Genomic DNA, 16,259 nt, shown 5'->3' with positions numbered 1-16,259 from the left:
TTAATGAAGACTTTCAACTACCTCCTGACGCTGGGACTTACTGTATCCTTGGGTCTGGGTACTTTCTCCTGCAGCGAAGACCGTCTCGACGTTCAGCCTAAAACCGACCTTGCCAGCGAAGTTGCATTTGATACGCCCAGCCGGGTACTCGGCCAGGTGAACAATATGTACGACTACATGAAGGCCGGGGCTTTCCTGGGGGGCCGCTACCAGGTGTACGGCGACATCCGGGCCGATGATTTTATTAACCGGACCTCCAACCTGGTTACGGGTGCCGCTGTGTGGCAGCACACGCTCACCGAGGCCTCGCAGAATGATGTCATTAACCTGTGGGGAGCTGGTTACGCCGCAATCAACCAGATCAATGTGTTTCTGGCCGGCGTAGCTGCTAACTCGTCTAAGTTCTCGGCCGCGCCCTTCCCGGCCGACTACACCACCACAGTGAATGGCTATGTGGCCGAGGGCCGGATGCTACGGGCTCTGGCGTATTACTCGCTGTTGCAGTACTATGCGCGTCCGTACACCGACGGCAATGGCTCCAAGCCCGGTCTGCCGCTGCGTTTGCAGGCAGAAACTGAGCTGGGAAACAACGACCTGGCCCGTAGCACAGTAGCTCAGGTATACGACCAGATCCTGTCGGATCTGCAGTTTGCTGAAGCTAACTTGCCCTTGTCGAACTCCGCGAGCAATGTATTCCGGGCTCACCGCAACGCGGCTATAGCCCTGCGTACCCGAGTGCTGCTGAGCATGGCCCGCTATGCCGACGTGGTAACGGAAGCCAACAAGCTGGTTCCGGCAACCGCTCCTTTCAAGGCTCCCACGGGAGTGGCTCACGAACTGAATTCTAGCTTGGCAGCGGTGTTTGCGCCTACCCCGGGCGGTACGGAAATGATTTTGGCTTTCCCCTTCACTACGCAGGATCAGCCGGGCACGCAAAACCAGCTGGCTTTCTACTACCTCCCCAACGCTCAGGGGGGTGGTCAGGAGTATAGCCTGAACCCGGCCGGTGTTATTGCCAATACCGGATTTAAAGCCACTGATGCCCGCCTGGCTACGCTGGTGACACGTGTAAGCAATGTGCCCTACCTGCGCAAGTACACCAATGGTGCTCTAGCAGCTAACCCATACACCGATGCGGCCCCGGTTATCCGGTATGCAGAAGTGCTGCTGAACCTGGCCGAGGCACTTGCCCGTACGCAGGGAGTAACCAGTACCCGGGCTCTGGAACTGCTAAATGCAGTTCGCACCCGCTCCGGCTCCGATGCTTATACGGCTGCCAGCTTCACCAGCACCTTCTCCATTATCGACGCCATTTTGCTGGAGCGCCGTCTGGAATTCCTGGGAGAAGGCCTGCGCAACAACGACCTTATGCGTCTGCAGCTGCCCATCCCGGCAAAAAGCACTGTAAGCGCCGTGCAGCCCAGTGCCACGCTGTACATCTGGCCAATTCCTAGCACCGAGTTGCAAACCAACACCCTCATTACCCGCAACTAATTTCGGTACGCTAGCCTGCTAAAAGAAAAGCCCTTCCGTAGTTTACGGAAGGGCTTTTCTTTTAGCAGGCCATTACAGGCGGTGTTACTTCTTGCCGCCGTACCAGCAGTTCCTCCTGCCGACTCTCTATTCTCTGGCTTACTTATCCGCACTTTGTACCGCCTCCTGCAGGCTCGCCAATGAGGTAGCGGCTGCAGGGCTGGCTCCCAACAGACGGGCTACTGCCTGATACACCACCTGCGGCGACGCGGCCTCGGCCATGATACCACGCTGCTGGCTGGCTTGGGTGGACTTGGACAGCTTCTCACCCTTTTCGTTCAGCACCAAGCCATGATGCAGAAACTGCCTGGCGGTGAATGACGCCTGGCCGGGCAGCAGCGGCGCCAGCCACACCTGAGCGGCCGTGCTGGGCAGCAGGTCCAGGCCGCGCACAATCAGGGTTACTCCCAGCCGCACATCATCTACTATCGAAGCCACCTGGTAGGCGGCACTGCCATTCTTCTTACGCACTACAAAATCACCCAGCTCTGCCGCTAAGTTTACCTCCGCAACTCCCTGCGCCAGGTCGTGGAAGGCAACGGTGGCAGCAGGGGGAACGTGGGCACGCCAGGCTATTTCGGGAGCATAGAAGGCCCAACCGGCCGCACGGCAGGTACCAGGGTACAGTCCACCGGGTTCAGCGGTGCGGGCCAGCTCAGTGCGGGAACAGCGGCAGGCATAGAATATGTGGGGGTGCGCAGCGTGGGCCGCCTGGAGTACCGCCTCGTACTCGGCCAACCGGTGCTGCTGGGAGAAGTTACGCTCGAAATCGTCGGGTCCCATGGGGCCGTAGTCATAGTCGAGGCCTAGCCAGTCCAGGGTGCGGAAGATGTTGTCGAGGTACACCGGCCGGAACCGGGCACGGTCCAGGTCGTCGATGCGCAGGTGCAGGATGCCCCCCGCCCGGCGCGTGAGCAGCCAGGTGAGGGTAAAGTTGACGGCATTGCCCAGGTGCAGAAAGCCACTGGGTGTAGGAGCCAGGCGGGAAACAACAGGTGCAAACGGAAGCAGCATACAGACGGGCCGAAGGTAAGCGTCAGGCTTCAACTGTCGGGCAGATAAGCTATGGTAACTACCTCTGCCGGGAGTACGGCGGGTGGAAGCAGGCAAGAGAAAACCTGGCGTTAAACCTTCGGATATACGCCAGCTCTATAGCATATTCACGATACTTTTCAACCCCTCGCATGAAACACCTTGTACGCTGGCTTTTACTCGTGTTCATTTTGCTGCCCGCCGCTACCGGTTGGGCCCAGCAGAACCCTTTGTATTTCCCGCCTACTCCGGCCTCGGCCGGCAGCTGGGCCACCACGTCGCCCCAAAGCCTGGGCTGGTGCCAGCCGCAGCTGGATTCTCTGCTGAACTTTCTGGGCCGTAAGGGCACCAAATCGTTTATCGTGCTCAAGGATGGGCGCATTGTGGTGGAGCGGTATTACGGCACGTTCACCCAGGACTCCATCTGGTATTGGGCTTCGGCGGGTAAGTCGCTCACGGCTACTCTCACCGGGCTGGCCCGGCAGGATGGCCTACTGACGCTCCAGGACAGCGTCAACCGTTTTCTGGGCCGGGGGTGGTCGGGGGCCCCGGCCAATAAGGAACGGCTTATTACGCTGCGCCACCTGCTCGCTATGACCTCCGGCCTCGACGATACCCCGCCCGCGCCCTGCGACAATGAGAGCAGCACGCCCGGCTGCCTGCTGTACCGCACCGAGGCCGGTACCCGCTGGGCCTACCACACCGGAGCCTACCGCCAGCTCCAGACCGTGCTGGCCCGGGCCAGCGGCCTTACGCTGAACCAATACACCAACCAGCGGCTGGCCTCACGCCTGGGTATACAGGGACTGTGGGTGCAGGACGTGTACTACAGTCGGGCCCGCGACATGGCCCGCTTCGGCCTGTTTGCCCTGGCCCGGGGTAGCTGGAACGGTACCGCCATCCTGACCGATACGGCTTATTTCCGGCAAATGACAACACCATCTCAGCCGTTCAACCGCAGCTACGGCTACCTGTGGTGGCTGAATGGCCAAAGCTCCTACATGCTGCCGGGGCCGCAGCAGACAGTACTACCGGGTAGCATAACACCCTCCGCTCCTGCCGATATGGTGGCGGCACTGGGCAAGAACGACCAGAAGATATATGTGGTGCCCAGCCTCCGGCTGGTGGTGGTACGCCAGGGTAATTCGGCGGGCAGCCCCCGCCTGGCGCTTTCCTCCTTCGATACGGACTTGTGGCGCTACCTGATGGCGGCCGTGCAGTGCCGGCCGCTGGCAGCAGCTACAGCCGCTGCGCCCACTGCCTTCCAGGTATTTCCGAACCCGGCAAGCGGCACTGTAACCGTGCAACTACCAACGGCTCAGGGCACGCTGCGCCTGTTTAATGCCCAGGGCCAGCTGGTGCGGCAGCTAAGCGCCGCGCCGGTGGCTTTATTATCGGTGGCAGGCCTGCCGGGCGGGTACTATCGGCTGCAGTGGGTTGGTCCCGAGGGCCGAAACCAGGGCAGCCGGCCGCTGCTGGTCCAGTAGGGCGCCGGTTTCATGTGTTCAGCAGGCAGGCAACTCTCCGGAGTGGCCTGCCTGGGCAGGTAGAAACGCACGCGGGAAAAGGAAGCAGAAAATATAGCGCACCGGGAATTTTTATTGCTCAATTCATGTATGTACATATATTTGCATCCATACTCTTCATTTTTCCTCGATTTTATGCAGACTTTGCTTCATACGGCCGCTTCCCGGGGCCATGCCAACCACGGCTGGCTCAACTCCTACCACACTTTTAGCTTCGCCGGCTACCAGAATCCGGAGCGGGTGCATTTTGGAGTGCTGCGCGTGCTCAACGACGATACCGTGGCGGGCGGCATGGGCTTCGGCACCCATCCTCACGACAACATGGAGATTATCAGCATTCCGCTTAGCGGCACGCTGGAGCATAAGGACAGTGCCGGCAACCATGGCATTATCCGGAGTGGCGATGTGCAGGTGATGAGTGCCGGCACGGGCATTGCGCACAGCGAAAAAAACCATAGTGCTACCGAGCCGGTGAAGTTCCTGCAGATCTGGGTGTTTCCGAACAAGCGCAACGTAACGCCCCGCTACGACCAGCAAACGTTCCGGGCCGAAGACCGCCATAATCAGTTCCAGCAGATTTTGTCGCCTAACCCCGACGACGCGGGCGTTTGGATTCATCAGGATGCCTGGTTTCATCTGGCTGATTTTGACGCCGGTTTTTCTGCCGAATACCAAGTAAAAAAGCCTGGCAACGGCGTATATGTGTTCGTGCTGGATGGGCAGGCGCTGGTGGCAGGGCAGCCAGTGGGCCCGCGCGACGGGCTGGGCGTGTGGGATACGGCCGGCTTCCGGGTAGAAGCTACGGCCGCTACCCGCCTGCTGCTGCTGGAAGTGCCAATGAGCCTCTAAATGACAGATGGTGCAGATGAAGAGGATTTCACGGGTTTTATCAGCCGTAATTCCACGAAATTCTATCAATTCGTACCATTCCCGGTTTAGATTCTGCTCGACCTGGAAAGACCGATAGGCCTCCGGAATCTGCAAACTATTTCAATCTGCAACCTCTCTGATGTAATGAAACACGCCACCACCACCTTCCCGGTTCTGGAAACTATTCGTAAGCGCTGGAGCCCCCGGGCATTTGCCAGCTACCCCGTGGCGCCCGATACGCTACAGCAGGTATTTGAAGCTGCCTCCTGGGCGGCCAGCGCTATGAACGAGCAACCCTGGCGCTACATTTATGCGCACCATGCCGATAAGGAGGCCTTTGCCAAGATGGTAGACTGCCTGCTGCCTGGCAACCAGCCCTGGGCTCAGCACGCCCCCGTCCTGATTCTGGCCCTGGCCAAAACCCAGTACGACAACGGCTCACCCAACGGCGCCGCCCTCCACGACCTGGGGCTGGCTAATGGCAACCTGATTCTGGAAGCTACGGCCCTGGGGCTGCACGGTCATTTTATGGGTGGTTTCGACCGGGCCAAAGCGCAGGCAACGTTTCAGTTGCCCGACAGCCTGCAGCCCGCCGTGATGATTGCCCTGGGTTACCTCGGCGACGCCGAGCAGTTGGAGGAACCGTTCCTGAGCCGGGAGAAAACCCCGCGCCAGCGCAAATCAGTAGCCGAAATAGCCTTCCATCAACACTTGCCAGCTTAGCCATGCCCACGCGCCACACCACCGCCTCCGACCGGGGACTTAAGGATATTGGCTGGCTGCAAAGCCATTTGTCGCTCAGCTTCGGGCCTTACGCTAACCCTGAACGGGCGGGCTTCGGGCTGCTGCGCGTGTTCAACGACGACGTTGTGCAGCCGGGCGGAGGCTTCGGCCTGCACGCCCACGCCAATATGGAAATCATATCGGTGATGCTGGCCGGACGTATGAACCACAAAGACTCGCTGGGTTATGCGGAAGAAGTAACCCAGGATTGGGTGCAGATTATGAGTGCCGGCAGCGGCTTGCGCCACGAGGAGCACAACGTGGGCGAGGAGGCCGTCAACTTTCTGCAGATCTGGATTGAGCCCAAGCTCCAGAACGTGACGCCCCGCTACCAGCGCCGACACTTTCCCCGCGCCCAGCGCCGTAACCAGCTTACCACCATTGTCAGCAACGAAGAAGGCACCGCCCACTGCTGGATTAACCAGAATGCCCGCCTCAGCCTGGGATACTTTGATGCAGGCCAAACAGTGCATTATGCCTTAAATCGTACCAACAAGTGCGTATTTCTGTTTGTGCTTGAGGGGCAGCTAACGGCTAATGGGGCAGCCGTAGATACGCGGGAGAGCCTGGGTCTTTGGGAAACCGACACAGTAACCATCACCTGCACTGCCGAATGCCAGTTTATTTTAGTGGAAGTACCCATTAACCACTGAACCTGGCTACTGAAATTGAATTTTTCGCATACTCTATTGAGCACCCCACTTGCACAGTGGGGTGTTTTTTTTGCAGGAAACTAGGTAAATCCATGTACTACTTCCCACATTCTGAACATGTTGCCTCTGTCAGTAGCGAATTTGCCAGATTGTGCCGTCCTTTGTAAGTACTAGTCTGTTGCTTACCGTTTTTCTATGAAAATATTTCGACTCACGCTGGCTTTGTGCGCAGGTGTCATTCGTCTGACCTCGGCCCAGGACCTGCCGTACCAGACACCTCCGCGTGCCATTGCCACCCTGGTTGATGCTCCTGCCACACCGCGCGTCAGCTTCTCCTCCAACGGCCAGTGGATGCTCCTGATGGATGTGCGCGACATGCCCACCATTGCCGAACTAAGCCAGCCAGAAGTACGGCTGGCCGGAGTACGCATAAATCCTCGTACCAACGGAGCCAGCCGGGTCAGCTACGCCTCCTCGCTGCGGCTGCGCCGCCTGCCCGAGGGCAAAGAGCTGCTGGTGCAGGGGTTACCGGCTAATGCCCGCATCAGTGACGTGCAATGGTCGCCGGATAACACCAAAATTGCCTTTACGCATACCACCGCAAACCACGTTGAGTTGTGGCTGGTGGATGTGGCGTCGGCTACGGCCAAGCTGGTGCCTAATCTGTTTTTGAATGGCATCTTCGGCTCGCCCTACGAGTGGGTTTCCGATGGAAAAACCATTATTGCCCGCGCCATTGTAGGCGGCCGCGGCGAGGCTCCCAACCCAACGGCTGCGCCCACCGGCCCGGCTATTCAGCAGAACGTGGGCCGCACCGCCGCCGCCCGCACCTACCAGGACCTGCTAAAAAGCCCCGTTGATGAGCGCCTGTTCGATTACTATGCCCTTTCGCAAGTAGTGAAAGTAGGCATGGATGGGCGCATGGCTCCTTTGGGTCAACCGGGCGTTATTCAGGAGGCTGCACCCTCGCCCAGCGGAAAGTATGTGCTGGTGAGCACCCGTCACCGGCCGTATTCCTACACGCTGCCGGTGAGCAGCTTCCCGGTTCGGGTAGATGTACTGAACATGGAGGGCTTGGTGGTAAAAGAAATAGCCAACCTGCCCCTGGCCGACAACGTGCCCACCAGCTTCGACGCCGTGCCCGTGGGTCCGCGCGAAATCAGCTGGCGCGAAGATGCTCCCAATACTCTGTTCTGGGTAGAGGCTCAGGACGGCGGTGACCCCAAAACGGCAGCCCCCGTGCGCGACAAGCTCTTTGCCTTAGGTGCTCCCTTCGACGGGCAGCCCCAGGAGCTGGCGTCGCTGCCGCTGCGCTTTGGCCGCATCTTCTGGAGCGGCTCCGATAAGCTGGCCCTCGTGGAAGGGTACCGTTGGGCCGACCGCAAAGGGGCGCTCTGGACGCTGGACCTGGCTACCAAAACCTCGCTTACCCCCCTGTTCGAGCGTTCTTCCCAGGATACCTATACCGACCCCGGCACCCCCTTCCTGCGCCGCAATGAACTAGGCCGCCGCGTGCTGGCTACCGATGCTAACGCTGATATGGTATACTTTATCGGCGCGGGGGCCTCGCCGGAAGGCGACCGGCCGTTTGTGGATGAAATGAATGTGCGCACGAAGAAGACGGCCCGGTGGTGGCGCTCCGAGGCGCCCTACTACGAAATGCCCGTTACCATTCTGGATGCCAGTAAGCATGTATTCGTAACGCGGCGGGAGTCGCAGCAGGAAGCGCCCAACTATTTCCTGCGCGACGCGCCTAACCCCAAGCCGGTGCAGCTTACCAAGTTCCCAAACCCCTACGCTACGCTTGGCAACCTCCAGAAGCAGGTGCTGAAGTACAAGCGCGCCGATGGGGTGGAGCTAACGGCCAACCTGTACCTGCCGCCGACTTACAAGAAAGAGGATGGTCCTTTGCCTACGCTGATGGAAGCTTACCCGGTGGAGTTCAAGGATAAGAAGGATGCCGGCCAGGTAAAAGGCTCACCTTACACCTTCACGCGCTTCAACTGGGGCTCTCCGGTGTTCTGGGTAACGCAGGGCTATGCCGTGCTGCAGGGTGCCAGCATTCCGATTGTGGGGGAAGGCACCAAGCAACCCAACGATACCTACGTGGAGCAACTGACTTCCTCGGCCAAGGCGGCTATTGAGGAAGGCAAGCGCCTGGGCGTGGTCGATGCTAACCGCGTGGCCGTAATGGGCCACAGCTACGGCGCCTTCATGACGGCCAACCTACTGGCGCACAGCAACCTGTTTAAGGCGGGCATTGCCCGTAGCGGAGCCTACAACCGTACCCTCACCCCGTTTGGCTTCCAAGGGGAGGAGCGCACCTACTGGGAAGCGCCGGAAGTGTACAACGCCATGTCGCCGTTCAATTTCGCCGACAAAATTAAGACGCCCCTGCTGCTGATCCACGGTGAGGCCGATAACAACTCGGGTACCTTCCCTATTCAGAGTGAGCGTTTCTACAACGCCCTCAAGGGCAACGGGGCTACGGTGCGCTACGTGGTGCTGCCCGCCGAGGCGCATGGCTACGCCGCCCGCGAATCCATCATGCACATGCTTTGGGAAATGAATACCTGGTTGGATACCTACGTGAAAAAAGCCGCTACTACCCCGGACGGTGGTACCAAAGCCGACGCCCGGTAACAATTGACAGCGTAGTCGCCGACAAAAAGGCCCTGGTATCCTACTACGGATATCAGGGCCTTTTTCTTATTCTATTTTTTTGTGATTAACAAGCAGAACACGTACAAAATTTTAGTCTTTCCCTAACCTCAACAACTGGGCTGCGTTAAAACCGACATACACTTTCACACGTGTTATTAACTCCTGACTCATGAAAACGATCAAACTATATGCGGCCATGCTTGCGGCCCTCTTTGTAGTAGAAAGCACCGTAGTAGCCGCCAACGCTTCGGCACAGACGGTTAAGAAAGGCTGGAGCAAAAAAGGTAAGGGTGCCGCCATTGGGGCTGGTACCGGAGCCGTAGCCGGAGCCGTAATTGCGGGTAAAGGCGACCGGGCTACAGGTGCCCTGGTAGGTGCCGGTGCCGGTGCTGTGGGCGGTGCGCTCATTGGGCGTAAAAAGGATAAAAAGAAAGACCCCGTGCGCTACCAGCAATATTCACGCAAAGACTAACTCCTTGTGGTAACCCACCCGGCAAAAAGCCCCGAGCCAGTTGGCTCGGGGCTTTCTGTTTAGCAGGGAGCTACAACCCTGGTCCGGTTAGTGGCGTCTGTGTTTGCGAGGTTTCAGCCGGCTTGTTGAAGCAACCCATATACCCGCGGGGGCGGGACGATACGCATGCAACTTTTTGTTTATACTAACTTATCGGGTCCGGCGCGGGCGCACCTGCAGCAGCACCTGCCACCCGGCATTCAGCCGGTTTTCCGCGTCGATGTGCTGGAAGGCGCACAGAAAGCAGCGTTGGCCGAAGCAGATTTCCTGCTGGGCAACCCACCGCTGGAGTGGCTGCACCCCCATTTGCCGCCTCAACTGCGCTTCTGGCAAATTGACTCGGCCGGCATCGACCGGTATCAGGCGCTGCACCCTGCCTTCCCGGTAGCCAACATGGGTGATTTTTTTGCCTGGCCCTGCGCCGAAACAATGGTGGCGGGCTTACTGGGCCTGCTGCGCTACATTCCGGAGTTGGCGGTGTGGCAAACGCAGCAGCATTGGGAGGGAGCAGCCCTGCGGCCCCGGTTGGGCCTGCTGCGGCAGCAGCGGATAATCATTCTGGGTAGCGGAGCCATTGGGCAAGCCGTGGCGCAGCAGCTGCGGGGGTTTGAGTGTTCCATTCGGTTTCTGGCCCGCACCGACCCGGCGGCCCACCTGCACACCCGCGAAGAACTGCTGGCGGCCCTACCTACCACGGATATTGTGGTAAACTGCCTGCCGGGTAGCGCCAACGGTTTTTTCTCGCAGGAAATGATTGCCGCCCTGCCTTCCCACGCCTTATATGCCAGCGTGGGCCGGGGTAATACCACCGATGAGCCGGCCTTGGTAGCAGCCCTGCAAGCCGGGCAGATTGGCGGGGCCGTGCTGGACGTAACAGCCCGGGAGCCCCTGCCCTCCGACAGCCCCCTCTGGCACCTGCCCCGGGTGCTGCTCACCCAACACAGTGGGGGCGGCCGCCCCGGCGAGGATGAAGGCAAGGTAGAGCTGTTTCTGCGCAACCTGCAGCATGTGCTACGCGCAGAGCCGGTGGAAAACCCGGTACAGCTGCAGCGGGGGTACTAGGCTGATATGCACTGGTGGCGCGCTGGTATACTTTCGACCAGAACACAAGTTCCTTGATACCCACTGCCGGGTGAAACCTTAAGACAGTTCAGAAAGTGCGCTAGGGCGTATGGACAGTTAACACAATGCATCACCGAAGAATGTCCTTCCGCGCGAAGCCGAGGAAGGACATTCTTTTTAGGTGACTGTTCACTCAGCCCCAGCACACTTCCCAAACAGATTCCTGATCAGTCAGCAGCCAGCGCGCACCGGGCTGGCTGCTATTTTATTTACTACAGGAGTCAACTTGTTAGTGGCTAGATGCAACTATTCAATTGGTTACCGGCTCTTCCTGGGTGTCATCTTATCCATTTTTGCTATGCGTAAACTCTACCCCTTCCTGGTAAGCAGCGGGCTGCTGCTGAGCTTAAGCTCCTGCTGGCGCTTAGTGGACCCCATTGCCCCAGTGGCTCTGCCCGAATACAAGCCCCTGCTCATGGCCCGCACCCAGCTGGAGCAAGCCGTAGCCGTGCTACCGCCCCGGGACATGCACAACACCGGCAAAATTTACCTGCGCGACCCGTACATTTTCATCAACGAGCAGTACGAGGGCATCCATATCATTAACAACCAGGACCCCGAGCACCCGCAACCGGTAGCCTTCCTGCGAATTCCGGGCAACGTGGATGTGGCCATGAAGGGCACTCTGCTCTACGCCGACAGTGGTTCCGACCTGCTGACGTTTGACATGAGCAATGCGCAGGCCGCCCGGCTGCTGAACCGGGTGCGGGAAGCCGTGCCGGAGCTGCCCATGCCCGAGTCCGGCATCGTCCCAACCGAATATCAACCCCAAAACCGCCCGGCCGATGCCGTGGTAATTGGCTGGCAGAAACTATAACTACCCCTATCATGCTACACCGATATTCGATTCTGCTGGCCCTGGCCGGCCTTGGCCTTGCCGCCCTCAGCTCCTGCAGTACCAGCAGCGACGCCAGCCCTGCCAGCGCCGACAACGGCAAAGGCGGTTCCCTGGCCCGCTTTACCGTGCTGAACAACACACTCTACGTGGTGGACAACCAGAACCTGCGCACCTTCAGCCTGGCCGATCCAACGGCTCCGGTTAAGGGTACCGTGGTAGCGCTGGGCTTTGGCGTTGAAACCATTTACCCGCGCGCGCCCTACCTGTTTCTGGGTACGCAGCGGGGTATGTTCATTTTCGATGCTTCTACCCCCAACCAGCCCCAGCAGCTGGCCTACTTCCAGCACGTGATGAGTTGCGACCCGGTGGTGGTAGATGAACGGTACGCCTACGTAACTCTGCGGGACGGCCGCACCTGCGGGGGCGGCCCCAATCAGCTGCAGGTGGTGGATCTGACCAACCTGCGCAGCCCGCGTCTGGCGCAAACCTACCCCATGCAGCACCCGCTGGGCTTGGGGGTGGACAGTACCCTGCTGTTTGTGTGCGACAAAGACCAGCTTAAGGTGTTTGACACCCGGCAGAGCCCGGTGTTGCCCGCGCCACAGGTGTTTCCCCTCACCGTATCGGATGTGATTCCGCACCGGGGCCTGCTGCTGGCTATTGGGCCGGGCGGGTTGTATCAGTACCGTTACCGCAACGGCAAGCTCAGCCCCCTAAGTACGCTGCGCATCAGCCCTACCCGCTAATGCGTAGGCTGTTCCTGCTTGCGCCGGGGCTGCTTCTATCGGGGTGGGTAGGGGCCCAAACACCTGCCACTTCTGCGCCCAGGCCGTGGCGTTGGGGTGTAGCCGGGAACCTGCTGCCACTGGTGGCAAGTGGCTACCACGTTAGTATAGAGAAACCCTGGGGGGCCGGCTCCCGCCACAGCTTTCTACTAACGCCGCAGGGGTACCGCGGACCAGTAAACGACCTAACCTCCGACCTGCACGAGGCCGGTACCGACCGGGTGCGGGGCTATGGCCTGGAAGTGCAGCACCGCATCTACCTCGGGCCCAACCCACACCCGGCAGATGGTTACTATGTAGCCTACGGAGCTTCCTTTCAGCATTTTCGGATGCAGTTTCAGGCCAAAAGCTGGCAACCGGAGGCGGGGCCCGATAACCTGTACTACTACGAGTACCGCCTCCGCGCCCAGACGGAAACCATTGACCGGTACGGGGCCTCCCTGGTGCTGGGCCGGCAGCTGGCCTTCCCCAATACCCCGTTTTATCTGGATGCCTACCTGGGGCTGGGGCTGCGCGAAACCGGCTCCCGCACCACGATGCCGCAGAAGCAGTACGTCTCTTCTATAAGTGACTATGGCTCTGCCGGCCTTTACATGCCTGTCGGGTTGCGGGTGGGCGTGGCGTGGTAGCGAAAAATACATTCTGCCGCAGCCTCGCCAACCGTGTACCGGCCGTTGCCGCAATGGTTCAGCGCCGCTATATCATGCAGCACGGGCTGCAACCCGCAGCTGCGTGTGCCGGATTACTCAAACCAACTCAATTGCATTTCTTCGTAGCAACTCACGCTCAATATCCGTAGCAGGAATAACAGCCTACTTCTTTCTACCTATGGATACTACACGAACGTTTCATGCCGATTCTGAATCGGAGCTGTGGCAGCAGGTGGCGGCCGACATAGCCCGGCAGCCCGATATGTACGATTACAGCGCCGACCTGCACCAGCAGGATTTTCGGGTGCGGCTGGAGCTGGATATTGACTTGGGGGGCGGTTTTGAGGGCGGATATGAACTCACGACGCTTACGGCATCTGTGCCGGCCCATATGGCCTTTCATTTTGCGCTGCACGAGCAGGACTGGGTGCACGAGGTGGGTAAGCTCCTGGGCCTGCAGGACGTGGAAGTAGGCGACCCGGCCCTGGATGCGGCGTTCATCATTACTACCAACCAGCCCGACACCCTGCGCCAGCTGCTGGCTGATCCGGAGGTGCGGGCCACTCTACTGCGCTACCCCGATGCCCGCCTCGCGCTGGCTCCCGCTTCACACGCTCCTGACGCCCCAGTCCAGCTGACTTTTACCGCAGAGCGGGCTATTACGGAGCCGGCCCAGCTGCAGGAAATCTATCATATGCTGCTCGTCTTGCAACAGCAACTGGTTGCTACTCCTGGCTCAATGTAGCCTCGGCAACCTGGCTGGGCCCGGCAAAGGACACGTGTGCTTTGCCGGGCCCAGCCAGGTTGCGGAGAAATGAAAAACCTGAAGAATTAGCCCGGAATGACGCCCAGCAGGTGTAGCAGCCAGCCAAACAGGTATACAACCGGAATGAATAAGGCGTAAGCCCACCACGGCAGCCGGTTGAGATGAAGCCCGCGCTGAACGGGCCAGTTGTTCCGTACTTCCATAACCAGGTTGGATTTAGTGAGACATGAGGATACAGGAATATAGCAAATTTTTCCACAAATCCCACTCACTATCAAGCCACTAGCTGCTCGTACAACCTATCCAGCATGGCGGCGGCATCCTTGCACAGGCCCGGGTGCACGGGCGAGGTTTGCACCATGGTGCTGCGCGTGGCCGTCAGCCACCGAAACCGGGAGGCTACCGGCAGCTGCCCAATGGGTCCGCCCCGCTGGCGGCCCTGGCAAATCCGCTCAAACGCCTGCAGGCGGGCCCGCAGATCATCGAAGTCCAGGCCGGGGCCGGCCAGGGCTTGCAGGCGGGCTTCGGGCAGATGGCAGCGGGTTTGCAGAAAGCCCTGGGCCGCGCAGTACAGAATCACGCCCACATTCAAAAACTCTTCGCGCTCCACGCGGGGCACCACCCGCAGCACGGCATACTCAAACAAGTGCATTGCGGGCAGTTAAAGCTTCCTGAACAAAAGTAGAAGAGGCCGCCAGCCGGGCCGTGAGGAACTCCACATACTGGGCGCGCTGCTCGGCGGGGCTAAGGTCGGGCTCCTGCAGCCACTCATCGGGTACCAGGGCCACAATGGCCATCAGCACCTCGGGCGTGAGGCGGGCATGGGCCTCGGCGTTGGCGGCTTCCAGCTCGGTAGCCCGGGGCAGCAGTACATGGTCTTTGAGCTGGGGAAACGGGCGGGTGGCCTTACCGGCCCAGCCCGCGCCGCTGTGGTGCACGTACAGGGCTGCGCCGTGGTCAATCAGCCACAGCTCCCGGTGCCACATCAGCAGGTTGGTGTTGCGGGCGGTGCGGTCTACGTTCAGGGTCAGGCAGTCCAGCCACACCACCAACGAAGCCAGGCGGGGCTCCACCTCGTTGATGAGGGGGTCGAAGGTAACGGCTCCGGCCAGGAAGTGCAGGGCCAGGTTCAGGCCGGTGCTGAAGCGCAGCAGGTCCTGAATTTCCTCGTCGGGCTCGGTGCGGCCGAAGGCTTCGCTCAGGTTGATGAACACCAGCTCCGGCATACGCAGGCCCAATTGGCGGGCAATTTCGCCCACTACCAGCTCGGCAACCAGTGCCTTCAGGCCCTGCCCTGCCCCCCGGAATTTTACCACGTACATAAATCCGTCGTCGGCTTCTACCAGAGCGGGCAGGGAGCCCCCTTCGCGCAGCGGAATTACGTAGCGCGTTACGTCAACGGTTCGGAGGGCAAGTTCAGGAACGGGCATGGGCCGCAGCAGTTGGGATAAGAACAGCAAAGCAACGGATAAATCGGGCGGTTGTTGACAGCACCCAGCCCAGGCACCCAACTTTTCGGGCGGGCCGCAGTACAGTAGGCTACTTTTGTTCTCCGCTCAGCCTGTTTGCTATGCCGCGCATCCTCACGCTTACCCTGAACCCCACCGTGGATAAAAGCACCACGGCCGACCACATCGTACCCGACCAAAAGCTGCGGTGCGCCGCGCCCAAGTTTGAGCCGGGCGGGGGCGGCATCAACGTGAGCCGGGCGCTGCGGCGGCTGGGTTCCGATTCGGTGGCGGTGTTTCCGGCCGGCGGCCCCAGCGGCACCATGCTGCAGCAACTGCTGGCGCAGGAGCAGCTGCAGTACCGCGCCGTGGAAACCCAGGGCAACACCCGGGAGAATTTCATTGTGGTGGATAGCACCACTAGCCAGCAATACCGCTTCGGTATGCCGGGCACTGAGCTGCGGCCCGAGGAGCAGCAGCGGGTGCTGGAGGAACTGCGGGAGCTGGCTCCCGGCACCGAGTTTCTGGTTATTAGTGGCAGTCTGCCGCCCGGGGTGGAGCCGGAGCTGCTGGTGCGCGTGGTGCGGGCAGCCAACAGTATGGGCGTAAAAGTAATAGCCGACACCTCGGGTCCGGCTTTGCAGGCTGTGTTGCAGGAAGGCGTGTACCTGGCCAAACCCAACGTGGGCGAATTGAGCCGGCTAACCGGCACGAATGAGCTGGACAACGAAGCCGCTGCCCAAGCGGCCCAGCAGCTGGTGCGCAGTGGTCAGGCCGATATTCTGGTAGTATCCCTCGGCCCCCAGGGTGCTTGCCTGGTTACCCAGGATTCCATTGACCATGTGCCCGCCCCCGCCGTGAAGAAGCGCAGCACCGTGGGTGCCGGCGACAGTATGGTGGCCGGCCTGGTACACGCTCTGAGTACCGGCCTGAGCCTGCCCGAAGCGGCTCGCCTGGGCGTGGCCTGTGGCTCGGCGGCCACCATGAACCCCGGCACCGAGCTGTTTCGCAAGGCCGATGTGGACCGGTTGTACCAATGGCTGCTGCAGACCATGCCCGCCAAGGCAGTATAGCTCCC

17 protein-coding genes are annotated in these 16,259 nt (G+C 60.1%); 13 read left to right on the top strand and 4 right to left on the bottom strand.

The genetic code is table 11. The features are described from left to right. Window positions 1–3 precede the first annotated feature (3 nt). A complete protein-coding gene (locus EI290_RS12045) occupies window positions 4–1,494 on the top strand; it encodes a RagB/SusD family nutrient uptake outer membrane protein (protein WP_125430405.1) in 1,491 nt (496 codons plus the stop codon). A gap of 138 nt (window positions 1,495–1,632) precedes the next feature. On the opposite strand, the gene EI290_RS12040 is transcribed toward EI290_RS12045, so the two are convergent. Next, on the bottom strand, window positions 1,633–2,547 hold the full coding sequence (locus EI290_RS12040) for a glutamate--tRNA ligase family protein (RefSeq protein WP_125430402.1): 915 nt from the start codon (window positions 2,545–2,547) through the stop codon (window positions 1,633–1,635). Window positions 2,548–2,717: 170 nt separating this feature from the next. Here EI290_RS12040 and EI290_RS12035 point away from each other — a divergent pair, with 170 nt between their 5' ends. From EI290_RS12035 to EI290_RS11985, 11 genes are all read left to right on the top strand, one after another. Then, the gene (locus tag EI290_RS12035) at window positions 2,718–4,052 is read left to right on the top strand and encodes a serine hydrolase (RefSeq protein WP_125430399.1); all 1,335 of its coding nucleotides are present in this window, start codon (window positions 2,718–2,720) and stop codon (window positions 4,050–4,052) included. A gap of 174 nt (window positions 4,053–4,226) precedes the next feature. Next, window positions 4,227–4,940: a pirin family protein gene (locus EI290_RS12030; RefSeq protein ID WP_125430396.1), complete on the top strand. Its 714-nt coding sequence runs from the start codon at window positions 4,227–4,229 to the stop codon at window positions 4,938–4,940. A 165-nt stretch (window positions 4,941–5,105) separates the two neighbouring features. After that, window positions 5,106–5,684 (top strand): nitroreductase family protein, encoded by a 579-nt coding sequence (locus EI290_RS12025; RefSeq protein WP_125430393.1) that lies wholly within the window; start codon window positions 5,106–5,108, stop codon window positions 5,682–5,684. Between the two features lie 2 nt (window positions 5,685–5,686). Then, window positions 5,687–6,397: a pirin family protein gene (locus tag EI290_RS12020; protein ID WP_125430390.1), complete on the top strand. Its 711-nt coding sequence runs from the start codon at window positions 5,687–5,689 to the stop codon at window positions 6,395–6,397. A 195-nt stretch (window positions 6,398–6,592) separates the two neighbouring features. Further along, window positions 6,593–9,040, top strand: coding sequence for a S9 family peptidase (locus EI290_RS12015; RefSeq protein WP_125430387.1), 2,448 nt, complete (start codon window positions 6,593–6,595; stop codon window positions 9,038–9,040). A 190-nt stretch (window positions 9,041–9,230) separates the two neighbouring features. Continuing rightward, window positions 9,231–9,533: a glycine zipper domain-containing protein gene (locus EI290_RS12010; RefSeq protein ID WP_221766257.1), complete on the top strand. Its 303-nt coding sequence runs from the start codon at window positions 9,231–9,233 to the stop codon at window positions 9,531–9,533. Between the two features lie 165 nt (window positions 9,534–9,698). Next, window positions 9,699–10,634 (top strand): D-2-hydroxyacid dehydrogenase, encoded by a 936-nt coding sequence (locus EI290_RS12005; RefSeq protein ID WP_125430384.1) that lies wholly within the window; start codon window positions 9,699–9,701, stop codon window positions 10,632–10,634. A gap of 358 nt (window positions 10,635–10,992) precedes the next feature. Further along, on the top strand, window positions 10,993–11,511 hold the full coding sequence (locus EI290_RS12000; protein ID WP_125430381.1) for an LVIVD repeat-containing protein: 519 nt from the start codon (window positions 10,993–10,995) through the stop codon (window positions 11,509–11,511). Between the two features lie 11 nt (window positions 11,512–11,522). Continuing rightward, the gene (locus EI290_RS11995; protein WP_125430378.1) at window positions 11,523–12,278 is read left to right on the top strand and encodes an LVIVD repeat-containing protein; all 756 of its coding nucleotides are present in this window, start codon (window positions 11,523–11,525) and stop codon (window positions 12,276–12,278) included. Continuing rightward, window positions 12,278–12,946, top strand: coding sequence for a hypothetical protein (locus EI290_RS11990; RefSeq protein ID WP_125430375.1), 669 nt, complete (start codon window positions 12,278–12,280; stop codon window positions 12,944–12,946). The genes EI290_RS11995 and EI290_RS11990 overlap by 1 nt, the downstream gene beginning before the upstream one ends. A gap of 199 nt (window positions 12,947–13,145) precedes the next feature. Next, the gene (locus EI290_RS11985) at window positions 13,146–13,712 is read left to right on the top strand and encodes a hypothetical protein (RefSeq protein ID WP_125430372.1); all 567 of its coding nucleotides are present in this window, start codon (window positions 13,146–13,148) and stop codon (window positions 13,710–13,712) included. An 86-nt stretch (window positions 13,713–13,798) separates the two neighbouring features. Here EI290_RS11985 and EI290_RS22455 read toward each other — a convergent pair whose 3' ends face one another. The 3 genes from EI290_RS22455 to EI290_RS11975 all read right to left on the bottom strand — a co-directional run bounded on the left by EI290_RS22455 (window position 13,799) and on the right by EI290_RS11975 (window position 15,163). Then, window positions 13,799–13,936: a hypothetical protein gene (locus EI290_RS22455; protein ID WP_185816970.1), complete on the bottom strand. Its 138-nt coding sequence runs from the start codon at window positions 13,934–13,936 to the stop codon at window positions 13,799–13,801. A 71-nt stretch (window positions 13,937–14,007) separates the two neighbouring features. After that, window positions 14,008–14,385, bottom strand: a complete 378-nt coding sequence (locus EI290_RS11980; protein ID WP_125430369.1) for a DUF3037 domain-containing protein — start codon at window positions 14,383–14,385, stop codon at window positions 14,008–14,010. Further along, on the bottom strand, window positions 14,372–15,163 hold the full coding sequence (locus EI290_RS11975) for a HipA family kinase (protein ID WP_125430366.1): 792 nt from the start codon (window positions 15,161–15,163) through the stop codon (window positions 14,372–14,374). Before EI290_RS11975 ends, EI290_RS11980 begins: the two co-directional genes overlap by 14 nt. A 140-nt stretch (window positions 15,164–15,303) precedes the next feature. On the opposite strand from EI290_RS11975, the gene EI290_RS11970 reads away from it, so the two are divergent. Then, window positions 15,304–16,254, top strand: a complete 951-nt coding sequence (locus tag EI290_RS11970; RefSeq protein ID WP_125430363.1) for a 1-phosphofructokinase family hexose kinase — start codon at window positions 15,304–15,306, stop codon at window positions 16,252–16,254. The last annotated feature ends 5 nt before the right edge of the window (window positions 16,255–16,259 follow it).

The sequence above is a fragment of the Hymenobacter metallilatus genome, from assembly GCF_003944705.1.
Classification (GTDB): domain Bacteria; phylum Bacteroidota; class Bacteroidia; order Cytophagales; family Hymenobacteraceae; genus Hymenobacter; species Hymenobacter metallilatus.
Note: the sequence above shows the minus strand (reverse complement) of the source record. Positions and strands in the feature narration are given on the sequence as shown.

Bases quoted from the DNA above. Each gene is read 5' to 3' on its own strand.
- EI290_RS12005 (WP_125430384.1), top strand. From the start codon at position 9,699: ATGCAACTTTTTGTTTATACTAACTTATCGGGTCCGGCGCGGGCGCAC.
- EI290_RS22455 (WP_185816970.1), bottom strand. From the start codon at position 13,936: ATGGAAGTACGGAACAACTGGCCCGTTCAGCGCGGGCTTCATCTCAAC.
- EI290_RS12015 (WP_125430387.1), top strand. From the start codon at position 6,593: ATGAAAATATTTCGACTCACGCTGGCTTTGTGCGCAGGTGTCATTCGT.
- EI290_RS11990 (WP_125430375.1), top strand. From the start codon at position 12,278: ATGCGTAGGCTGTTCCTGCTTGCGCCGGGGCTGCTTCTATCGGGGTGG.
- EI290_RS12030 (WP_125430396.1), top strand. From the start codon at position 4,227: ATGCAGACTTTGCTTCATACGGCCGCTTCCCGGGGCCATGCCAACCAC.
- EI290_RS11985 (WP_125430372.1), top strand. From the start codon at position 13,146: ATGGATACTACACGAACGTTTCATGCCGATTCTGAATCGGAGCTGTGG.
- EI290_RS11970 (WP_125430363.1), top strand. From the start codon at position 15,304: ATGCCGCGCATCCTCACGCTTACCCTGAACCCCACCGTGGATAAAAGC.
- EI290_RS11980 (WP_125430369.1), bottom strand. From the start codon at position 14,385: ATGCACTTGTTTGAGTATGCCGTGCTGCGGGTGGTGCCCCGCGTGGAG.
- EI290_RS12040 (WP_125430402.1), bottom strand. From the start codon at position 2,547: ATGCTGCTTCCGTTTGCACCTGTTGTTTCCCGCCTGGCTCCTACACCC.
- EI290_RS12045 (WP_125430405.1), top strand. From the start codon at position 4: ATGAAGACTTTCAACTACCTCCTGACGCTGGGACTTACTGTATCCTTG.
- EI290_RS12000 (WP_125430381.1), top strand. From the start codon at position 10,993: ATGCGTAAACTCTACCCCTTCCTGGTAAGCAGCGGGCTGCTGCTGAGC.
- EI290_RS12025 (WP_125430393.1), top strand. From the start codon at position 5,106: ATGAAACACGCCACCACCACCTTCCCGGTTCTGGAAACTATTCGTAAG.
- EI290_RS12020 (WP_125430390.1), top strand. From the start codon at position 5,687: ATGCCCACGCGCCACACCACCGCCTCCGACCGGGGACTTAAGGATATT.
- EI290_RS12010 (WP_221766257.1), top strand. From the start codon at position 9,231: ATGAAAACGATCAAACTATATGCGGCCATGCTTGCGGCCCTCTTTGTA.
- EI290_RS11975 (WP_125430366.1), bottom strand. From the start codon at position 15,163: ATGCCCGTTCCTGAACTTGCCCTCCGAACCGTTGACGTAACGCGCTAC.
- EI290_RS11995 (WP_125430378.1), top strand. From the start codon at position 11,523: ATGCTACACCGATATTCGATTCTGCTGGCCCTGGCCGGCCTTGGCCTT.
- EI290_RS12035 (WP_125430399.1), top strand. From the start codon at position 2,718: ATGAAACACCTTGTACGCTGGCTTTTACTCGTGTTCATTTTGCTGCCC.